This is a genomic window from Streptomyces sparsogenes, from assembly GCF_001704635.1.
In the GTDB taxonomy this organism is placed as follows: Bacteria; Actinomycetota; Actinomycetes; order Streptomycetales; family Streptomycetaceae; genus Streptomyces; species Streptomyces sparsogenes.
On record NZ_MAXF01000039.1, the window covers coordinates 29,487 to 44,096 of the forward strand.

Genomic DNA, 14,610 nt, shown 5'->3' on the forward strand with positions numbered 1-14,610 from the left:
GGCCGGGGCGGCCGGGGCCGGGGTGCCCGCTCAGGGGCTCCCCGGCTCGGCCTTCTCCAGCGTCACCGGCTCGGGCTCGGGGGCGGCCTCGGTGGCGGTCCAGGCGGCGCAGAACAGCGTCAGCTTGGCGGTGAAGTTGATCCACAGGAGCAGGGCGATGGGCACCCCGAAGGCCCCGTACATGCTCTTGGCCGCGACGTTCTGGAGGTAGCTGCTCAGCAGCAGCTTCAGCAGCTCGAAGCCGATCGCGCCGATGAGCGCCGCGACGACGACGCTCCGGCGCGGTGGCTCGACGCCGGGCAGCAGGGTCAGGACGTAGCACAGCAGCAGGAAGTCGGCGATGACGGCGGCCGCGAAGGCCGCCACGGTCAGCAGCCAGCCGCCGACCCCGTTCTCGGGGATGCCCAGGTGGCGCGCGGTCCAGCCGGCGGCGGTCGCGGCGAAGGCGGAGACGGCGAAGGACCCGACGGCGACCCCGCCGAGGCCGAGGAGCAAGACGGCGTCCGTGAACTTGCGCCGCACCGGGTTCCCGGGGTCCTCCTCCAGCTCCCACACCGCGCGCAGGCACTCGCGCAGCGAGCCGACCCAGCCGATGCCGGCGAGCAGCAGCAGCGCGCCGGCGACGGCGCCGATCGTCGTGGCGTTCTCGATGAGGCCGCTCAGGTCGAGCTGGCCGGAGATGCCGGGGACCTGCTGGGCGAGCCGCTTCTCCACTTGCTTCATCTGGCCTTCGGTGAGCGTCGCCGCGCCGATCGCCGCTCCCACGGTGACCAGCGGGAAGAAGGCGAGGAAGCTGATGAAGGTGATGGCGGCGGCGAGGCGCGTCCAATGGACGTGCTCCAGCCTCTCGTACGCGCGCCAGGCGTGGGTACGCATCACCCGGACGATCACGGGGCCGATCAACGGGAGCCGGGTCAACCAGTCCATGATCAGCGTCTACCCCCAGGTCGGCGGGTCAGCCGGAACCGGCTCGGCCGACACTCCGCCCGTCACTCTTCCTGGTGACGGGCGGCCCCGGCTGCGACCGTGACTACCCGGGCGCGACCGTGACTATCCGGCCACGACCGTGACTACAGGGACGGCGCGGGCGGGCGGGAGAGGTTGACCTGACGGGGGACCACCGGGCCGGTGCCCGAGGGGCCCTGACCGCCGCCGAAGGGGTATTCGCGGTCCAGGCGCCAGACCCCGTCCGCGCCCTGCTCGTAGAGCGCGAAGCCGCCGATCGTCCAGGCCGCCCGGAAGTCCTTCAGCTCCGCGTACGCCCGGTCCATGGCCTCCTCGTCGATGCCATGGGCGATCGTGACGTGCGGGTGGTACGGGAACTGCAGCTCACGGGCGCACGGCCCGGATGCCTCCCGGACCCGCTCCTGGAGCGCGGTGCACTCCTCCACCCCTTCGACGATCTTGACGTAGACGACCGGCGACAGCGGGCGGAAGGTGTCGGTCCCCTCCAGCCGCATCGTGAACGGCCGGCCCTCGGCCGCGACCGTCGCCAGATGGCGCTCGACACCGGGCAGCGCCGAGGAGTCCACCTCGGTGGGCGGCAGCAGCGTGACGTGGGTGGGGATGCCGTGGGCGGCGGGGTCCCCGAAGCCCGCGCGCCGCTGCTGCAGATAGCTGCCGTACGGCTCCGGGACCGCGATCGAAACGCCGAGCGTTACGGTCCCCACTGCGTTCTCCCTCCTGGCCCTCCCGGGCGTTGTTGGGCCTCAGCCGCTGCACCGGTGTCAGTGTGGCGGCTGCGCCGCCTTCGCGGCTAGCTACGTCGGTCCTTCGGCGCACGTGCCCGGGGCCCCTGCGAAGGCGGCCACAGGGCGATGGTCAATGCCGGTCAGCGCTTCGCGGGCAGGAAGCCCACCTTGTCGTAGGCCTGGGCCAGCGTCTCGGCCGCGACGGCTCGGGCCTTCTCCGCGCCCTTGGCCAGGATTCCGTCCAACGCCCCGGGATCGGCGAGGTATTCCTGGGTGCGCTCGCGGAACGGGGTGACCCACTCGACCAGCACCTCGGCGAGCTCGGTCTTGAGCGCGCCGTAGCCCTTGCCCTCGTACCGGCGCTCCAGATCCGCGATCGGGGTGTCGGTGAGGGTGGAGTAGATGGTCAGCAGATTGCTGACGCCGGGCTTCTTCTCCTCGTCGAAGCGGATCTCGGTCTCAGTGTCGGTCACCGCGCTCTTGATCTTCTTCGCCGAGACCTTGGGCTCGTCCAGCAGGCTGATGATGCCCTTCGGAGTGGACGCCGACTTGCTCATCTTGATCGCCGGGTCCTGGAGGTCGTAGATCTTCCCGGTCTCCTTGACGATGTACGGAGCGGGAACGGTGAAGGTGTCGCCGAAGCGCCCGTTGAAGCGCTCGGCGAGGTCGCGGGTCAGCTCGACGTGCTGGCGCTGGTCCTCGCCGACCGGGACGTGGCTGGCCTGGTAGAGGAGGATGTCGGCGACCTGGAGGATCGGGTAGGTGAAGAGGCCGACGGTCGCCCGGTCCGCGCCCTGCTTGGCCGACTTGTCCTTGAACTGGGTCATCCGGGACGCCTCGCCGAACCCCGTCAGACAGTTCATCACCCAGGCGAGCTGGGCGTGCTCGGGCACATGGCTCTGGATGAAGAGGGTGCAGCGGTCCGGGTCGAGCCCGGAGGCGAGCAGCTGGGCGGCGGCCAGCCGGGTGTTGGCGCGCAGCTCCGCCGGGTCCTGCGGCACGGTGATCGCGTGCAGGTCGACGACCATGTAGAAGGCGTCGTGGGTCTCCTGCAGCGCGACGTACTGCCGGATCGCACCGAGGTAGTTGCCGAGGTGGAACGAACCTGCGGTGGGCTGGATACCGGAGAGCGCACGGGGACGATCGAGGGCCATGGCACCCATTCTCTCAGGTGTGGAACCAGTCTCGGTCCGCCGGTGTATGAAAGGTGTGAGGACTGGTGAGGGGGCGCGGGAGGGGGACCTCTCCGTGCGGAAGACGGCAGCGTCGGGAGTGACGGCATCGTCGGCATCGGCGGCAGCGTCGGCATCGGCGGCGGCGGCGACGGCGGCGGCCGGCGGCGGCGACGGTCGAAGCGGAGATCATCGCGCGGGTGCGGTCGGGGGACACCGAGGCATACGCGGAGCTGATGCGGGCCCACGCCCCGATCGCGCACCGCACGGCCGTGCTCCTCGGCGCGGGCGCCGACGCGGAGGACGTGGTGCAGGACGCCTTCGTGAAGGCGTATCTCGCCCTGGGCGGCTTCCGGGAGGGCGCCGCGTTCCGGCCCTGGCTGCTGCGGATCGTGGCCAACGAGACGAGTAACGCGCTCCGCTCCGCGCGGCGGATGCGCACGGCGGCCGACCGCGAGGCGGCCGCGCTGGGCGGCGCCGAGCCGGCCATACCGGACTGCGCGGACCCGGCGGTCGCGGCCCTGGCCGACGAGCGCCGGGCCGAGCTGCTGGCCGCGCTGGATCAGCTGAGCGAGCCCCAGCGGCGGGTGGTCACCTACCGCTATCTGCTGGATCTGGACGAGGCGGAGACCGCGCAGGCCCTCGGCTGGCCGCGCGGCACGGTGAAGTCCCGGCTCAGCCGTGCCCTGAGGCGGCTGGAGCTGCTGCTCGGGGCGGGCTGGACGGCCGAGGAGGAAGGAAGGCGGGAGAGTGGAGGGCAGGGAAGTGGAGGGCAGGGAAGTCGAGGCCAGAGGGTCCGGGGCTGCACCCCGGAGCGGGGGCGGGCGGCTGCCCGACGAATTGCGGGCGCTCGGGCGCGCGCTGGAGTCGCCCCGGCCGGGCGTGCGGCCGATGGACGACGAGACGCTGGTCGAGCGGGTGATGGCGCGGATAGTACGGGCTTCGGCGGCCACCCCCGCGACCGCGCCCACTCCGGAGGCACCGGACCAGGCCGGGCGACAGGGGCGGCCCCAGGTCTGGCCGGAGGAGCAGTGGCGGGAGCTGCCCGGCCTGACGGCCGGGCAGGGCCCCGTGGACATCCCCGGGAAGGGCGGCGTCAGTCGGTCGGCAGACCGGGGGCGGGGTAGGCCGCCATCAGCTCCGCCACCTCACCCCTGATCTTGGCGAGCGTCTCCTCGTCACCGCTCCCGGCGGCGACCACGCCCCGGTCGATCCACTCTGCCACGGTGGCCATGTGCTCGGTGCGCAGGCCGCGCGAGGTCAGGGAGGGGGTGCCGATCCGGATGCCGGAGGGGTCGAACGGCTTGCGCGGGTCGAAGGGCACGGTGTTGTAGTTCACCACGATCCCGGCCCGGTCCAGCGCCTTGGCGGCGACCTTGCCCGGCACGTCCTTGGGCGTGAGGTCCATGAGGATCAGATGGTTGTCGGTCCCGCCGGAGACCAGGTCGAAGCCGCGCGCGAGCAGCGCTTCGGCGAGCGCCCGGGCGTTGGCGACCACGGCGTGGGCGTAGTCGCGGAAAGCCGGCTGGGCGGCCTCGTGCAGGGCCACGGCGATCCCCGCCGTGGTCTGGTTGTGCGGGCCGCCCTGCAGCCCGGGGAAGACGGCCTTGTCGATCGCCTTCGCATGGGCCTCGCGCGACATCAGCATCGCGCCGCGCGGGCCGCGCAGCGTCTTGTGGGTGGTCGTGGAGACCACATCGACATGCGGCACCGGGGAGGGGTGGGCACCACCCGCGACCAGCCCGGCGATGTGCGCGATATCGGCGACCAGCACCGCGTCCACCTCCCGGGCGATCTCCGCGAAGGCGGCGAAGTCGATGGTCCGGGGCACCGCCGTCCCACCACAGAAGATCACCTTGGGCCGCTCCTTGCGGGCCAGGTCGCGCACCTCGTCGAAGTCGATCAGCCCGGTGTCCTGACGCACCCCGTACTGCACCCCACGGAACCACTTACCGGTGGCCGAGACCCCCCACCCATGGGTGAGGTGGCCCCCCATGGGCAGCGCCATGCCCATGACCGTGTCCCCGGGCTCGGTGAACGCGAGATACACGGCCAGGTTGGCGGGCGACCCGGAGTACGGCTGCACATTGGCGTGCTCGGCCCCGAACACGGCCCTCGCGCGGTCCACCGCCAGGGTCTCCACCTGGTCGATGACCTGCTGCCCCTCGTAGTAGCGGCGCCCCGGGTAGCCCTCGCTGTACTTGTTCTGCAGCACGGTCCCGGACGCCTCCAGGACGGCGCTGGACACGTAGTTCTCGCTGGGGATCATGCGCAGGGTCTCCGCCTGCAGCATTTCCTCCGCGCCGACCAGCGCGGCAAGCTCCGGGTCGGCCGCGCTCAGCGCGGGATGAGAGAGGGGCAGACTCATGGTGTTCCTCCGGGCGATCGGTCAATGAATCCGGTCGTGGTCCCGGGGTGCCCAGGCGGGCGGCACCTCGTGATGACTGCACCGCGCGCCGCTTCCTCGTGGTCGCTTCCACGTTCGCCAGTCACGGCGCGCGCTCACCACTCTAGCTAGGGCCTGTCGTTTGGATCATCCCGGCGTCGCGGGGTCTGGCACGCGCATCTGCCGCGTTGTCGTCGGTTGCCAACTTCCCCAAGCTTATCGAGCAGTGGGCACCCCCACCGCGTTGGTGCCCTCCTCCCCCTAGATGAGTGAGTCCGATGTTCTCAGTGGTCGTAGGCGATCAGGGATCGTTTGATCTTGGCGCCGGTGGTCCAGTTGTGCCAGATGCCGGCTGCCAGGGCGAGGAGTCGTTGTCCGGTGCGGGCGAAGACTCCGGCCGGTGTTCTGCCGCCGTGCTGTTCCAGGCTGAGCTGGCCCTTGAGGGTGTCGATGACGGCCTCGATCCACTGGCGGACACGGACGATCTTCCCGTGCCGGACGGGCTCGTCCTTGCGGTCCGGCCGCACCAGGTGAACACCGAGCCGTTCCGTCAGGAACGCCTCGAACTCCTTCCCGGCGAAGCCCTTGTCGGCCAGGATCACCTGCCCGGCCCGGACGAGGCGGTGGTCGCGTTCCAGCAGCGCGGCCATCACCTCCCGTTCCCCGAGTTTCGGATTGGCCAGGCACCAGGTGACGGGCATGCCCTCGGCGGTGGTGACCAGGTAGAGCCGGAAGCCCCAGAAGAAGCGGGAGTGGCTGCGGCAGTAGCCGTATCCGCAGTGTCCGGCCAGGCCGGAGCGTTTGACGGTCTCCCGGGAGGCCGCGCAGGGCAGTGGGGTGGAGTCGATCAGCCGCAGGGCATCGTGCCAGGTGGGCACCTGCCGGGCCAGGGCCTCGATCACATGGCTGATCAGCGGTCCGGCGGCGTTGAGGCGCTTGTTGTAGGCGGACTGCTGGGGCAGGTAGCGGAAAAGGTGCCCCAGCCGGGCGTGAGCGAAGCGGATCCAGTGCCTGGCCGAGGGGAAGCCGAGCAGAACCTGGGCGACCGCGAGGCACAGCAGTTCGGCGTCCGTCAGTTTCGGGGGTCGCCCGATCCGACGACGGGGGGCCACATGGTCGTCGATGAACACGTACAGTGCCGCCAGAAGGGCGTCCAGGCTGGTAGTCACACACGAGCCAACGGGCGCCCTTCGCCATGGTTGCGGCCAGCACAAACATCGGACTCACTCATCTAGTTGGCGGAAGGCGGGTTGACGGACGGTGGCAGCGCCGGGAGGTCGGCCGGTGCCAGGAGCCCGGGGAGCCCGGGGAGCCCGGACCGGCATGCGGAGGACGACGGTCGGAACCGCCGGCGGGATCACCCTCGGCCTGACCGCCAGCATCGGCGGCCTGGCCAGCCCCGGCGTCGGCGCTCTCGCCGACGCCACGTCCCTGCGGAGCGCCTTGGCGCCTCTCGCCCTGATGCCCATGCTGAGCCGGGGCTGCTGTTCCACCCTGCCCGAACCGGGCGTGCCGCAGCCGCCGGCGGCTGCGCCTGAGAAGGGAGACGGCACCGGTGCCGCCCTCTCCGCGAACGCCACCCTCACACCGGAGCCGAACCGGCTGCCACGCCGATGACTCCGGGCCGGTCTCCGGTCTGCTCGTTGTCTACGTGCAGGATCAGCAGCCTTTGTGCACGTGGTGGTGTACACCGGCGGGCACCGCACACGCGTCGTGGTCACGCGGCAGCCCCGGATGCCCACCGCGCTGTGCGGCAGTCCGTACCCGGGGAGTCCGGGTATCGGCAGAACGACCGATGTGCCGACAAGATCGTGGACCCTACGTTGGCCGCATGCAGTCACTGAACACACCCAAGCCGATCGAGACCGACGACGCTCTCGACGTCACCCGCATCCTGGCCCGCGCTTTCGGGGACGACCCGATGATGCTCTGGCTCTTCCCTGACGAAGACGGGCGTGAAGGCCGCCTCGCCCAGTGGTTCGACGTCATGCTCACGCACAAGTACGGCCCCCTTGGCCACTGTGAACGCACCACCGGAGCAGCGGCCTTCTGGACCCCGCCCGGCACGGTCGAGCAGCACCCGGACGAGGAGACGCTGGCCCGCATCAGCGATCTGCTGGGCGAGCAGATGGCCCGGCTGGGGGAAATGCTGGAGCTGGTCGGCGCGGCAGCCCCCCAAGAACCCCACTGGTACCTGGCGGTGCTCGGCGCCGACCCGGCGACCCAAGGCAACGGCCACGGCGCCGCCCTGCTGCTCTCGGGCCTGGCCAAGGCCGACGCGGCCGGACTGCCCACACACCTGGAATCGTCGAAGCAGGACAACATCGGCTTCTACGAGCGCTTCGGGTTCACCGTGCGGGACGAGATCCACGTGCCCGGCGGCGGTCCGACGCTCTGGTCGATGTGGCGAGAGGCACGCGGAGACGTCCGCGGGTAGCCCTCTGTCCTACCCGCTCGGACCCGGACGGGCCGGTGGTGTGGCTGATTCCCAGCGGCTCGGGTCCCCGCCTCGTCCCTGCCGGTCGGCTCTTGGCGCCATGGAGATCAGAACGGGCAGGCGGAGCGACGCCGCGCAGGTTGCGGCACTGCATGCCGAGAGTTGGCGTACGGCCTACGCGGGAATCATGAGTGCGGGTGAAATGGCGGGCTTCGCTTATCTGATGCCGCGGCCTGACGGGCGCCTGCTGTTGGACAACCTGCACGCCAGGCGGGGCAGGACCGGAACCGGAATCGGCGGCCGGCTCCTGCGGCATGCCTTCACCTGGGCTGCCGAGGAACACCCTGGCAAGGCGGTCTATCTGGAGGTGCTGCGCGCCAATACGCCCGCCATCGCCTTCTACGAGCGGCACGGTGCCCTCCGTACCGACGAACGTGTCTGCCGGTTCGAACAGGGCTTTGAACTGCCCGAGCTTTAGTACACCTGGCCCCTCGCCTCGCCTTCGTAGGCGCGGGGGCTCGGCCTCCTGCCGAGGCGCGGGCAATCCCTTCCCGAGGATCCGTTGTGACGGGATCCCGGCGGAGTGGGTCGCCGTCACGAACCCGGCGATCCCGGCAGGGGATCGCTCGCTCCTTGGCTGCCTGAGACTGCGACAGACCGAACTCGCGTGACCGACCGGCAGGTCGTCGACGGGACGGCCGCAGATTCGTCCCGGGATGCCGTGGCGCGACCAGCCGGAACGCCATGGATCGTGGAGCAGGACTTCGTCGCACGCGCCGCCACGCGCTGACCGCTGTCCTCGGCCGCGCGCTCCGGCCAGGTCCAGGTCCAGGCCCAAGCACAGGTGGATGCGGCTGGGGCCACCCGAGCGCCAGGCACGGTCCTGTGCGCACCTGGCCATCTCGGGCATTCACGGGCCCGGCCCAGACCGAACGGTCCCGGGCCGTTCGAGGCTGAGCTGGCCTTTGAGGGTGTCGATGACGGCCTCGATCCACTGGCGGACCCGGGCGATCTTTCCGTGTCGGACCGGCTCGTCCTTGCGGTCCGGCCGCACGAGGTGGGCGCCGAGGCGCTCGCTGACGAAGGTCTCGAACTCCTCCCCGGCGAAGCCCTTGTCGGCGAGGATCACCTGGCCTTGGCGGACGAGGTGGTGGTCGCGTTCCAGCAGCGCGACCATCACCTCCCGCTCGCCGATCTTGGGGTTGGCCAGGCACCAGGTGACGGGCATGCCCTCGGCGGTAGTGACCAGGTAGAGGCGATAGCCCCAGAAGAAGCGGGAGTGACTGCGGCAGTAGCCGTAGCCGCAGTGTCCTGCCAGGCCGGAGCGTTTGACGGTCTCGCGGGAGGCCGCGCAGGGCAGCGGGGTGGAGTCGATCAGCCGCAGGTCGTCGTTCCAGGTCGGCACCTGCCGGGCCAGCGCCTCGATCACGCGGCAGATCAGCGGCCCGGCGGCATTCAGACGCTTGTTGTAGGCGGACTGTTGGGGCAGGTAGCGGAAGAGGTGGCCAAGGCGTGCGTGGGCGAAGCGGATCCAGTGCCGGGCTGAGGAAAAGCCGAGTAGGACCTGGGCGACGGCCAGGCACAGCAGTTCGGCGTCCGTCAGTTTCGGGAGTCGCCCGATCCGGCGACAAGGCGCCACATGGTCGTCGATGAACACGTACAGTGCCGCCAGAAGGGCGTCCAGGTTTGTCTTCACACACTGACCAACGGGCGCCCTTCGCCATGGTCGCGACCAGCACGGACATTGGACTCATTCATCTAGAAGGCTCATGAAGATCTTGAAGAGGGGGCCATCCGGCCGGAGGCCGGGTGGCCCCCTCTTGGCTATGGGGTGGCTGGGGTGAGGTGCCAGGTGCCGCTGGTTCGGGTGAGTCCGAGGTTGATCAGCCGGCGGAGGTTGAGGGCGGCGGCGCGGTGGTGGAGCCAGATGTTGTTGGCGATGACGCCGCGGTAGCGGACTCGACGGTTTCCCTTGGCGACCAGCCAGGCGATGGCGCGTTCGACCGGGGGCCGCCATCTGCGGTATTCGTCCTGCCAGGCGGGGTCGGTGGCCGCCTGGTGGCGGGCCGCGGACAGCAGTTCGCGCTGGGGGTGGACGTTGAGGGTGCGCCCGGTCTTGGACCTGGTGCAGCGCCCGCGCAGGGGACAGTTGGTGCACAGGTGCTTGAACTGAGCGGTGCGGGCACCGTCGGCTTTGACCTGTCCGAGGTTGGCGGTGTGTCCGGCCGGGCAGGTCGCGGTGCCGGCCGCCAGGTCGATGTGGAAGTCGTCGATGGTGAAACCGCCGGGGACGGCCTGCCGCAGCGGCGGCGGCTTGATGACCGGGGTATGGCCGTCGGCCTGCAGGTGTGCACGCAGGTCGCCGGTGCCGTAGGCGGAATCGCCGAGCACGGTTAACCGCGTGTCCGGTTCCTCGTCGGCGAGCAGGCGGGTGGCGACGGCGGCCTCGTGGTTGTCGGAGCCGTGGCCGCTGGTGAGCGCGACGGCGGTGAACAGCCCGGTCTCCGGCTCGAAGGACGCATGTCCTTTGAAGCCGTCCTGGTGGCGGGTGCGGTTTTTGTGGATGTGGCGTGCGTCCGCATCGACGGTGGACACGGTCCGGTCCGCGACTGTGCGCCGGGCGATGCGCCAGCGTCCGTCACGCCCGTCGGAGTCTTCGGCCGGCTCCACGTCCTGGCCCGCGACCAGGGCCAGCAGGCCCACCGCGTTCGCCGCCTTCTCGCCGAGTTCCCGCTCGGGCAGGTGTCCGAGCAGGTTGATCGCGTCGGTGACCAGCGCGTCGATCAGCGTGGCGCGTGCTTGCTCGTCGGCCCAGGCGATCCTCGGCTTGCCCGGGTCGGTGTAGTCGTGCGCGCGGCACCACTGCGCCGCCGTCTCCTCGCCTCCGGGGACCTCGCGGATCACCCGGCGGATCGCGGAGATGATCTGGGTGACGGTGTCCTGGGTGGCCACCGCGTCATCGAGGACGGTGGAGTCCAGTGCCCGGCGGTGCTTGCCCTTGAGGACACCGGTGGCCTTCACGACTTCACGCACGGCCTCAAAGACCCGGTTCGGGCGGGTGGAACGGCCCAGACGACGGCGGAAGTAGGCCAGGAGCGACGGGTCGAAGGCCATGTCGTTGAGGCCCAGCCCGCAGGCGGCCTTCCACCGCAGGTCGCAGCGCAGTTCCTGGACCGTCTCGAAGTCCGATAGCCCGTGCAGGGCCTGCAGGGTGATCGCAGCGGCCAGGATCTGCGGGGGCATGCTCGGCCGCCCGTTCGCCGATGGATACATGTCCGCGAACATCTCCACCGGAAACAGCGCACCACGATGCTCGGCCAGGAACGCGAACACACTCCCCGCCGGAATCAACTCCCGGCAGGTCTCCCACACATCCGGCCCGACCGTCTCTCCGGACCATTCACCCATCACCACAACAACGAGTCTGGCCCCGCCGCTCACACGGCGGGGCCAGAACCCCAAGATCTTCATGAATCTTCTAGCAGCTGCACGCACCAGACCCCGCTCGGGTCGGCCGAGATGCACCGCAGCTCGCAGCCGGCGTGATCCAAACGACAGGCCCCAGTCGTGGCGTGGTCTCGCCCCACCCGAGCGTCGGGCGCGACGGGGGCCTTCCGGCCGGGTGAGGCGGTTCTCGGCGTGTCAGCTTCCGAGTATCTCGATGAGGTGATCGTCGAGATCGGCGACGAAATCCTCACGCCGCCAGGGCCGCAGTTCCTTGCGTGCCTGCCGTAGCCGTAGCGCGGGCACACGCCCGCCGGTGCTAGCAGCGGACTCGACGCAACTGTGCAGGAGATCCGCGGCTCTCTCAGGCGCGTCCAGCCGGATGCAGGCCAGGGCCTGGTCAGTGGAGACGATCGCCCGCTGCACGCTCTCACGTGGTGATCCGAGAGCCGCCGCACTATCGGCGAATGAGGCGTGAGCGGCCGCCGCGTCTCCGACGTAGAGCTCGCACAGCCCCTCGAAGCCGCGCAGGTGGTCCGGGCTGAAGCTCGTGGGCGCCGGATCGCCCTCCCCGTCGCGGTCGAGGTCGAGGTCGTACCAGGCAAGCGACAGCGCTGTCCGCGCGTGCCGCTCGGACCCCGCCCGGGCGGCGACCTCGGCTTGTAACGCATGTGCTCGTGCCCGTACGCGGACACTGTCTCCTGTACGTGCGTCACGCACCGCCGCGTCGATCAACATGCGAGCCGCTTCCATGCCGGGGGCGGAATACAGCGTGACCAGGGCGTGGCTCATGTGTACGACAGCCCGTCGCCACCGGGCGTCGAGCTGTCCAGCCGTAGCCGTGGCGGCCGCGTACAACGCCCGCGAGGCATGGTCGTCCCGGGTCTCGAACGCCAGCCGCCCACCGAGGGTGTACGCCTGCGCCGCGACCGTGCGCAGCTCAGGCAGCAGAGGGGCAGGGACATCCCCAACCAGAAGCCGCTGGCAGGACTCAACCACAGGGGCAAGCAGAAGTTGGAGCCGTGCGAAGGGCAGCGAGCCGACGTGGGCGTTGACGTCGCCCACGACCGTCCGCAGCCCGTCGATCAGAGCCTCATCGACACGCGTCGGATCGGTGAGCGCGGCGGCCAGGGACAGCCGGGTCGCGGGCCCGAGCAAGGCAAGCACGCCGGTCCCGCCATCAGTGGCCGTGCGGATCAACAAGGCGCGCAGATCGCTCAGCCGGGCCTCCGCCTCTCCCAGGTGGGCCAGTGCGTCAAGCAGTTCCGCGAAGTCGCTGCCCGGCCCAAGCGCGATGTGGCCGTCGGCACCTCGCGCGTACAGGTGCGCGAGCAGCAGTTGATATCGGTCACCGGGGAGGATGGGGCGCGTCGCGCTCTCCCAGCGGGCGACCGATCGTTGCACGCTCGCGGCGGATGAGTCGAGGGGCTGGCCAAGGCGACGCGCTGTGGAGATGAGCGCCCGTGAGGTGTCGGCCAGAGACCAGCCTCGCGCCTTCCGGAGGGACTTGAGGGCAGCGGCACCGAGGAGCATTTCGCGCGTGCTCATGGCCTCATCATGCCGGTGGTCTGCGTCACACGGGCACGATTAGGTGAGGTTTCCCCTTTTCGGCACCGTAGTTGATGGTCTGCCAGGTACCGGAAGTACCCTGCGGGCCGGCGAGGGGGAACCCGATGACCATGTCCGAGCGGTCGACCATCCAGCGGTTCCGGGCGTGGAAGGCGGGCGTGCCCAGCTCGTCGGCGCGCAGCTCGACGATCCCCTTGATGCGGTTACGGCTGCGCGCGATGGATTGCCGCGCCTCTGCGGGTTGCTGCTGAACGGTGCCCGGTACGACGATCGTGATCTGTGAGGATGTGTTGCCCGCGAGCCAGAGCAGCGCGAGGGAGTCAATGCCCTTGGCCCCGCCGATGTAGAAGCTCGCGTCGGAGTCTGCGAAGGGGCCGAGGTAGCCGGCGAATAGTTCGGCGTAGTCGGCGAGATCCCGGTGCCCCGTCGATCGCGTACCGGTGATGACCACGGCCCGAGTCATGATCCACTCCGTGTCATAGGTTGTCGTATCCCGTCGGGGTTCACGGTGCGGTGATATCGGTGCATGGACGTAACCAGCCACCGCGACCTCGCTGAAGGCCTGAAATCCTACGGACTTTCGATAACGGCGAAGCGCGCCCACTTGTACGTGGCGAATACCCTCAGCGCCAGCCTGGCGGAGGAAATCTTCAGCCAGGGAGGGCGGTGCACTACCGCGTGGGGGTACGAGATCGGTGAGCGCGGCGACGAGATCGGCACCGCGCATCGCCTCGCCTATTTGTTGGGCGCGCCCCCAGGGGTGACGGCGTGACCACCACACCCATGCCGTGGGCACTCCCAACCGGCCACAGCACGCAACTGCAGGCCGCCGGCCGGTCGTGGGACGCCGTGCGCGTTCCCCTCTCCATCGGCATCGGCGAACGCACCCTCGAGCTGCTGGGCGGCGTGACGGGCGCGGTCATCGAGAACCCGTTCGACAAGGTTCTGTACTGGTTGATCACGCCTGGCTCGGCCACCGGATGGGACATGAGCCGACTGCCCCACATCCAGGTCTGGGGAGCGACCGCGTACATCGAGGTGCCGTCCGTCGACTGCCGGAGGGGGCCCGGGGTGCGCTGGCGCGTACCGCCCCAGGACCGCTGCCTCACCGACCCGGCGGCCCTCCTCGCCGCACTGCGGACCGCGACCCGCGAAGCGCTCGGCCCCCGCGAGGGGGCGGCCCGATGACGGAGTACTGCTACCGCTGCGACAAACCCACCCGCGAGCCCGTCACCGTCCTGCGCGCATCCGCCTCCGGACCCGGGTGCCTGCGCCACCTGTGCCCGGACTGCCACCGCCGACGACCTCACCCCGACGCCGACCTCTACCAGGTCCTCGTCACCCTCCAGCGCGACAGGCACCCGACATGACCACCCCGGCCGACGCCCGGCGCCTGTCCCCCTACTGCGCGCTCTACACCGCCGAACCCGACACCACACCCGACGAGATCCACGCCTACTGCAAGGGCCCCGGCGAGGTACGGGCCAAGCCCATACCCCCCGCGACACGCGGCGCGCTCCTCTTCACCATCCGCTGCGACTGCGACTGCCACCGCACCTGAGCCCGTGACGTTGCGGTGAGTATCGGACAGCGACACGCCGTCGCTTCGGCGTGTCGCTGTCCCAAACTCACCGCAAATCCAGGCCCCCACCGCATAAAGCCCCCTGCCCACCCGAGGCAGGGCCGACTTCGGACCGCACAGACCACAGCGGCCGAAGTACCGGAAAGCCTCGCCCCGGCCTCCCGCTTGCAGGCCAGTGACCGGGACGAGGACCGCGCAACCGCGCGGGGGCACCCCCGCGCGAGTGAACTCACAGGAGACCCCATGCGATTACAGCATGTCGTCCGCCAGGACCCGGGCGACGGCGACACCATGCCGGACACCGACGCCCCCACACCGGGCGGCCAGAC

Annotated in this window: 15 protein-coding genes, 2 pseudogenes and 1 riboswitch; of the genes and pseudogenes, 8 read left to right on the top strand and 9 right to left on the bottom strand. The window is 70.3% G+C overall.

All coding sequences use genetic code 11. The features are described from left to right. Positions 1-30: 30 nt before the first annotated feature. The 3 genes from BBH68_RS09515 to trpS form a co-directional block, all read right to left on the bottom strand. The gene (locus BBH68_RS09515; RefSeq protein ID WP_065960682.1) at positions 31-927 is read right to left on the bottom strand and encodes a YihY/virulence factor BrkB family protein; all 897 of its coding nucleotides are present in this window, start codon (positions 925-927) and stop codon (positions 31-33) included. Positions 928-1,070: 143 nt separating this feature from the next. After that, positions 1,071-1,670, bottom strand: coding sequence for a 2'-5' RNA ligase family protein (locus tag BBH68_RS09520; protein ID WP_065960684.1), 600 nt, complete (start codon positions 1,668-1,670; stop codon positions 1,071-1,073). A 161-nt stretch (positions 1,671-1,831) separates the two neighbouring features. Continuing rightward, positions 1,832-2,845 carry a tryptophan--tRNA ligase gene (gene trpS / locus BBH68_RS09525; protein WP_065960686.1) on the bottom strand — a complete coding sequence of 338 codons (1,014 nt, stop codon included), beginning with the start codon at positions 2,843-2,845 and terminating at the stop codon, positions 1,832-1,834. 206 nt (positions 2,846-3,051) lie between these two features. Between trpS and BBH68_RS09530 the strand changes: the two are divergent. After that, positions 3,052-3,582: pseudogene (locus tag BBH68_RS09530) on the top strand (RNA polymerase sigma factor); the annotation flags it as partial. Positions 3,583-3,959: 377 nt separating this feature from the next. On the opposite strand, the gene BBH68_RS09535 reads toward BBH68_RS09530, so the two are convergent. Together BBH68_RS09535 and BBH68_RS09540 are read right to left on the bottom strand one after the other, a co-directional pair. Further along, positions 3,960-5,231, bottom strand: coding sequence for a serine hydroxymethyltransferase (locus tag BBH68_RS09535; protein WP_065960688.1), 1,272 nt, complete (start codon positions 5,229-5,231; stop codon positions 3,960-3,962). A 42-nt stretch (positions 5,232-5,273) separates the two neighbouring features. Further along, positions 5,274-5,366: riboswitch (ZMP/ZTP riboswitch) on the bottom strand. A gap of 167 nt (positions 5,367-5,533) precedes the next feature. Next, a complete protein-coding gene (locus BBH68_RS09540; RefSeq protein ID WP_065960689.1) occupies positions 5,534-6,418 on the bottom strand; it encodes an IS982 family transposase in 885 nt (294 codons plus the stop codon). Positions 6,419-6,572: 154 nt separating this feature from the next. Between BBH68_RS09540 and BBH68_RS09545 the strand changes: the two genes are divergently transcribed. The 3 genes from BBH68_RS09545 to BBH68_RS09555 all read left to right on the top strand — a co-directional run bounded on the left by BBH68_RS09545 (position 6,573) and on the right by BBH68_RS09555 (position 8,164). After that, positions 6,573-6,866 (top strand): hypothetical protein, encoded by a 294-nt coding sequence (locus tag BBH68_RS09545; protein ID WP_065960691.1) that lies wholly within the window; start codon positions 6,573-6,575, stop codon positions 6,864-6,866. Between the two features lie 214 nt (positions 6,867-7,080). After that, positions 7,081-7,686, top strand: coding sequence for a GNAT family N-acetyltransferase (locus tag BBH68_RS09550; protein WP_065960693.1), 606 nt, complete (start codon positions 7,081-7,083; stop codon positions 7,684-7,686). A gap of 100 nt (positions 7,687-7,786) precedes the next feature. Then, entirely contained in the window at positions 7,787-8,164 is a 378-nt protein-coding gene (locus BBH68_RS09555) for a GNAT family N-acetyltransferase (RefSeq protein WP_076972216.1), read from the top strand. Between the two features lie 459 nt (positions 8,165-8,623). On the opposite strand, the pseudogene BBH68_RS09560 reads toward BBH68_RS09555, so the two are convergent. The 4 genes and pseudogenes from BBH68_RS09560 to BBH68_RS09575 all read right to left on the bottom strand — a co-directional run. Further along, positions 8,624-9,382, bottom strand: a pseudogene (locus tag BBH68_RS09560) (IS982 family transposase); the annotation flags it as partial. 128 nt (positions 9,383-9,510) lie between these two features. After that, positions 9,511-11,094 (bottom strand): IS1182 family transposase, encoded by a 1,584-nt coding sequence (locus BBH68_RS09565; protein ID WP_065960697.1) that lies wholly within the window; start codon positions 11,092-11,094, stop codon positions 9,511-9,513. A 234-nt stretch (positions 11,095-11,328) separates the two neighbouring features. Next, the gene (locus tag BBH68_RS09570; RefSeq protein WP_174589001.1) at positions 11,329-12,678 is read right to left on the bottom strand and encodes an NsdA family TPR-like regulatory protein; all 1,350 of its coding nucleotides are present in this window, start codon (positions 12,676-12,678) and stop codon (positions 11,329-11,331) included. A gap of 25 nt (positions 12,679-12,703) precedes the next feature. Continuing rightward, positions 12,704-13,162, bottom strand: a complete 459-nt coding sequence (locus BBH68_RS09575; RefSeq protein WP_065960698.1) for a hypothetical protein — start codon at positions 13,160-13,162, stop codon at positions 12,704-12,706. A gap of 63 nt (positions 13,163-13,225) precedes the next feature. On the opposite strand from BBH68_RS09575, the gene BBH68_RS09580 reads away from it, so the two are divergent. Genes BBH68_RS09580 through BBH68_RS09590 form a run of 4 tightly spaced genes read left to right on the top strand, consistent with a single transcriptional unit; the run spans position 13,226 to position 14,260 of the window. Continuing rightward, positions 13,226-13,471 (top strand): hypothetical protein, encoded by a 246-nt coding sequence (locus tag BBH68_RS09580; protein WP_065960700.1) that lies wholly within the window; start codon positions 13,226-13,228, stop codon positions 13,469-13,471. Continuing rightward, on the top strand, positions 13,468-13,887 hold the full coding sequence (locus tag BBH68_RS09585; protein WP_245737974.1) for a hypothetical protein: 420 nt from the start codon (positions 13,468-13,470) through the stop codon (positions 13,885-13,887). The genes BBH68_RS09580 and BBH68_RS09585 overlap by 4 nt, the downstream gene beginning before the upstream one ends. Further along, positions 13,884-14,069, top strand: a complete 186-nt coding sequence (locus BBH68_RS39095) for a hypothetical protein (RefSeq protein WP_076972217.1) — start codon at positions 13,884-13,886, stop codon at positions 14,067-14,069. The genes BBH68_RS09585 and BBH68_RS39095 overlap by 4 nt, the downstream gene beginning before the upstream one ends. Then, positions 14,066-14,260, top strand: a complete 195-nt coding sequence (locus tag BBH68_RS09590; protein WP_065960702.1) for a hypothetical protein — start codon at positions 14,066-14,068, stop codon at positions 14,258-14,260. Before BBH68_RS39095 ends, BBH68_RS09590 begins: the two co-directional genes overlap by 4 nt. Positions 14,261-14,610: the final 350 nt, after the last annotated feature.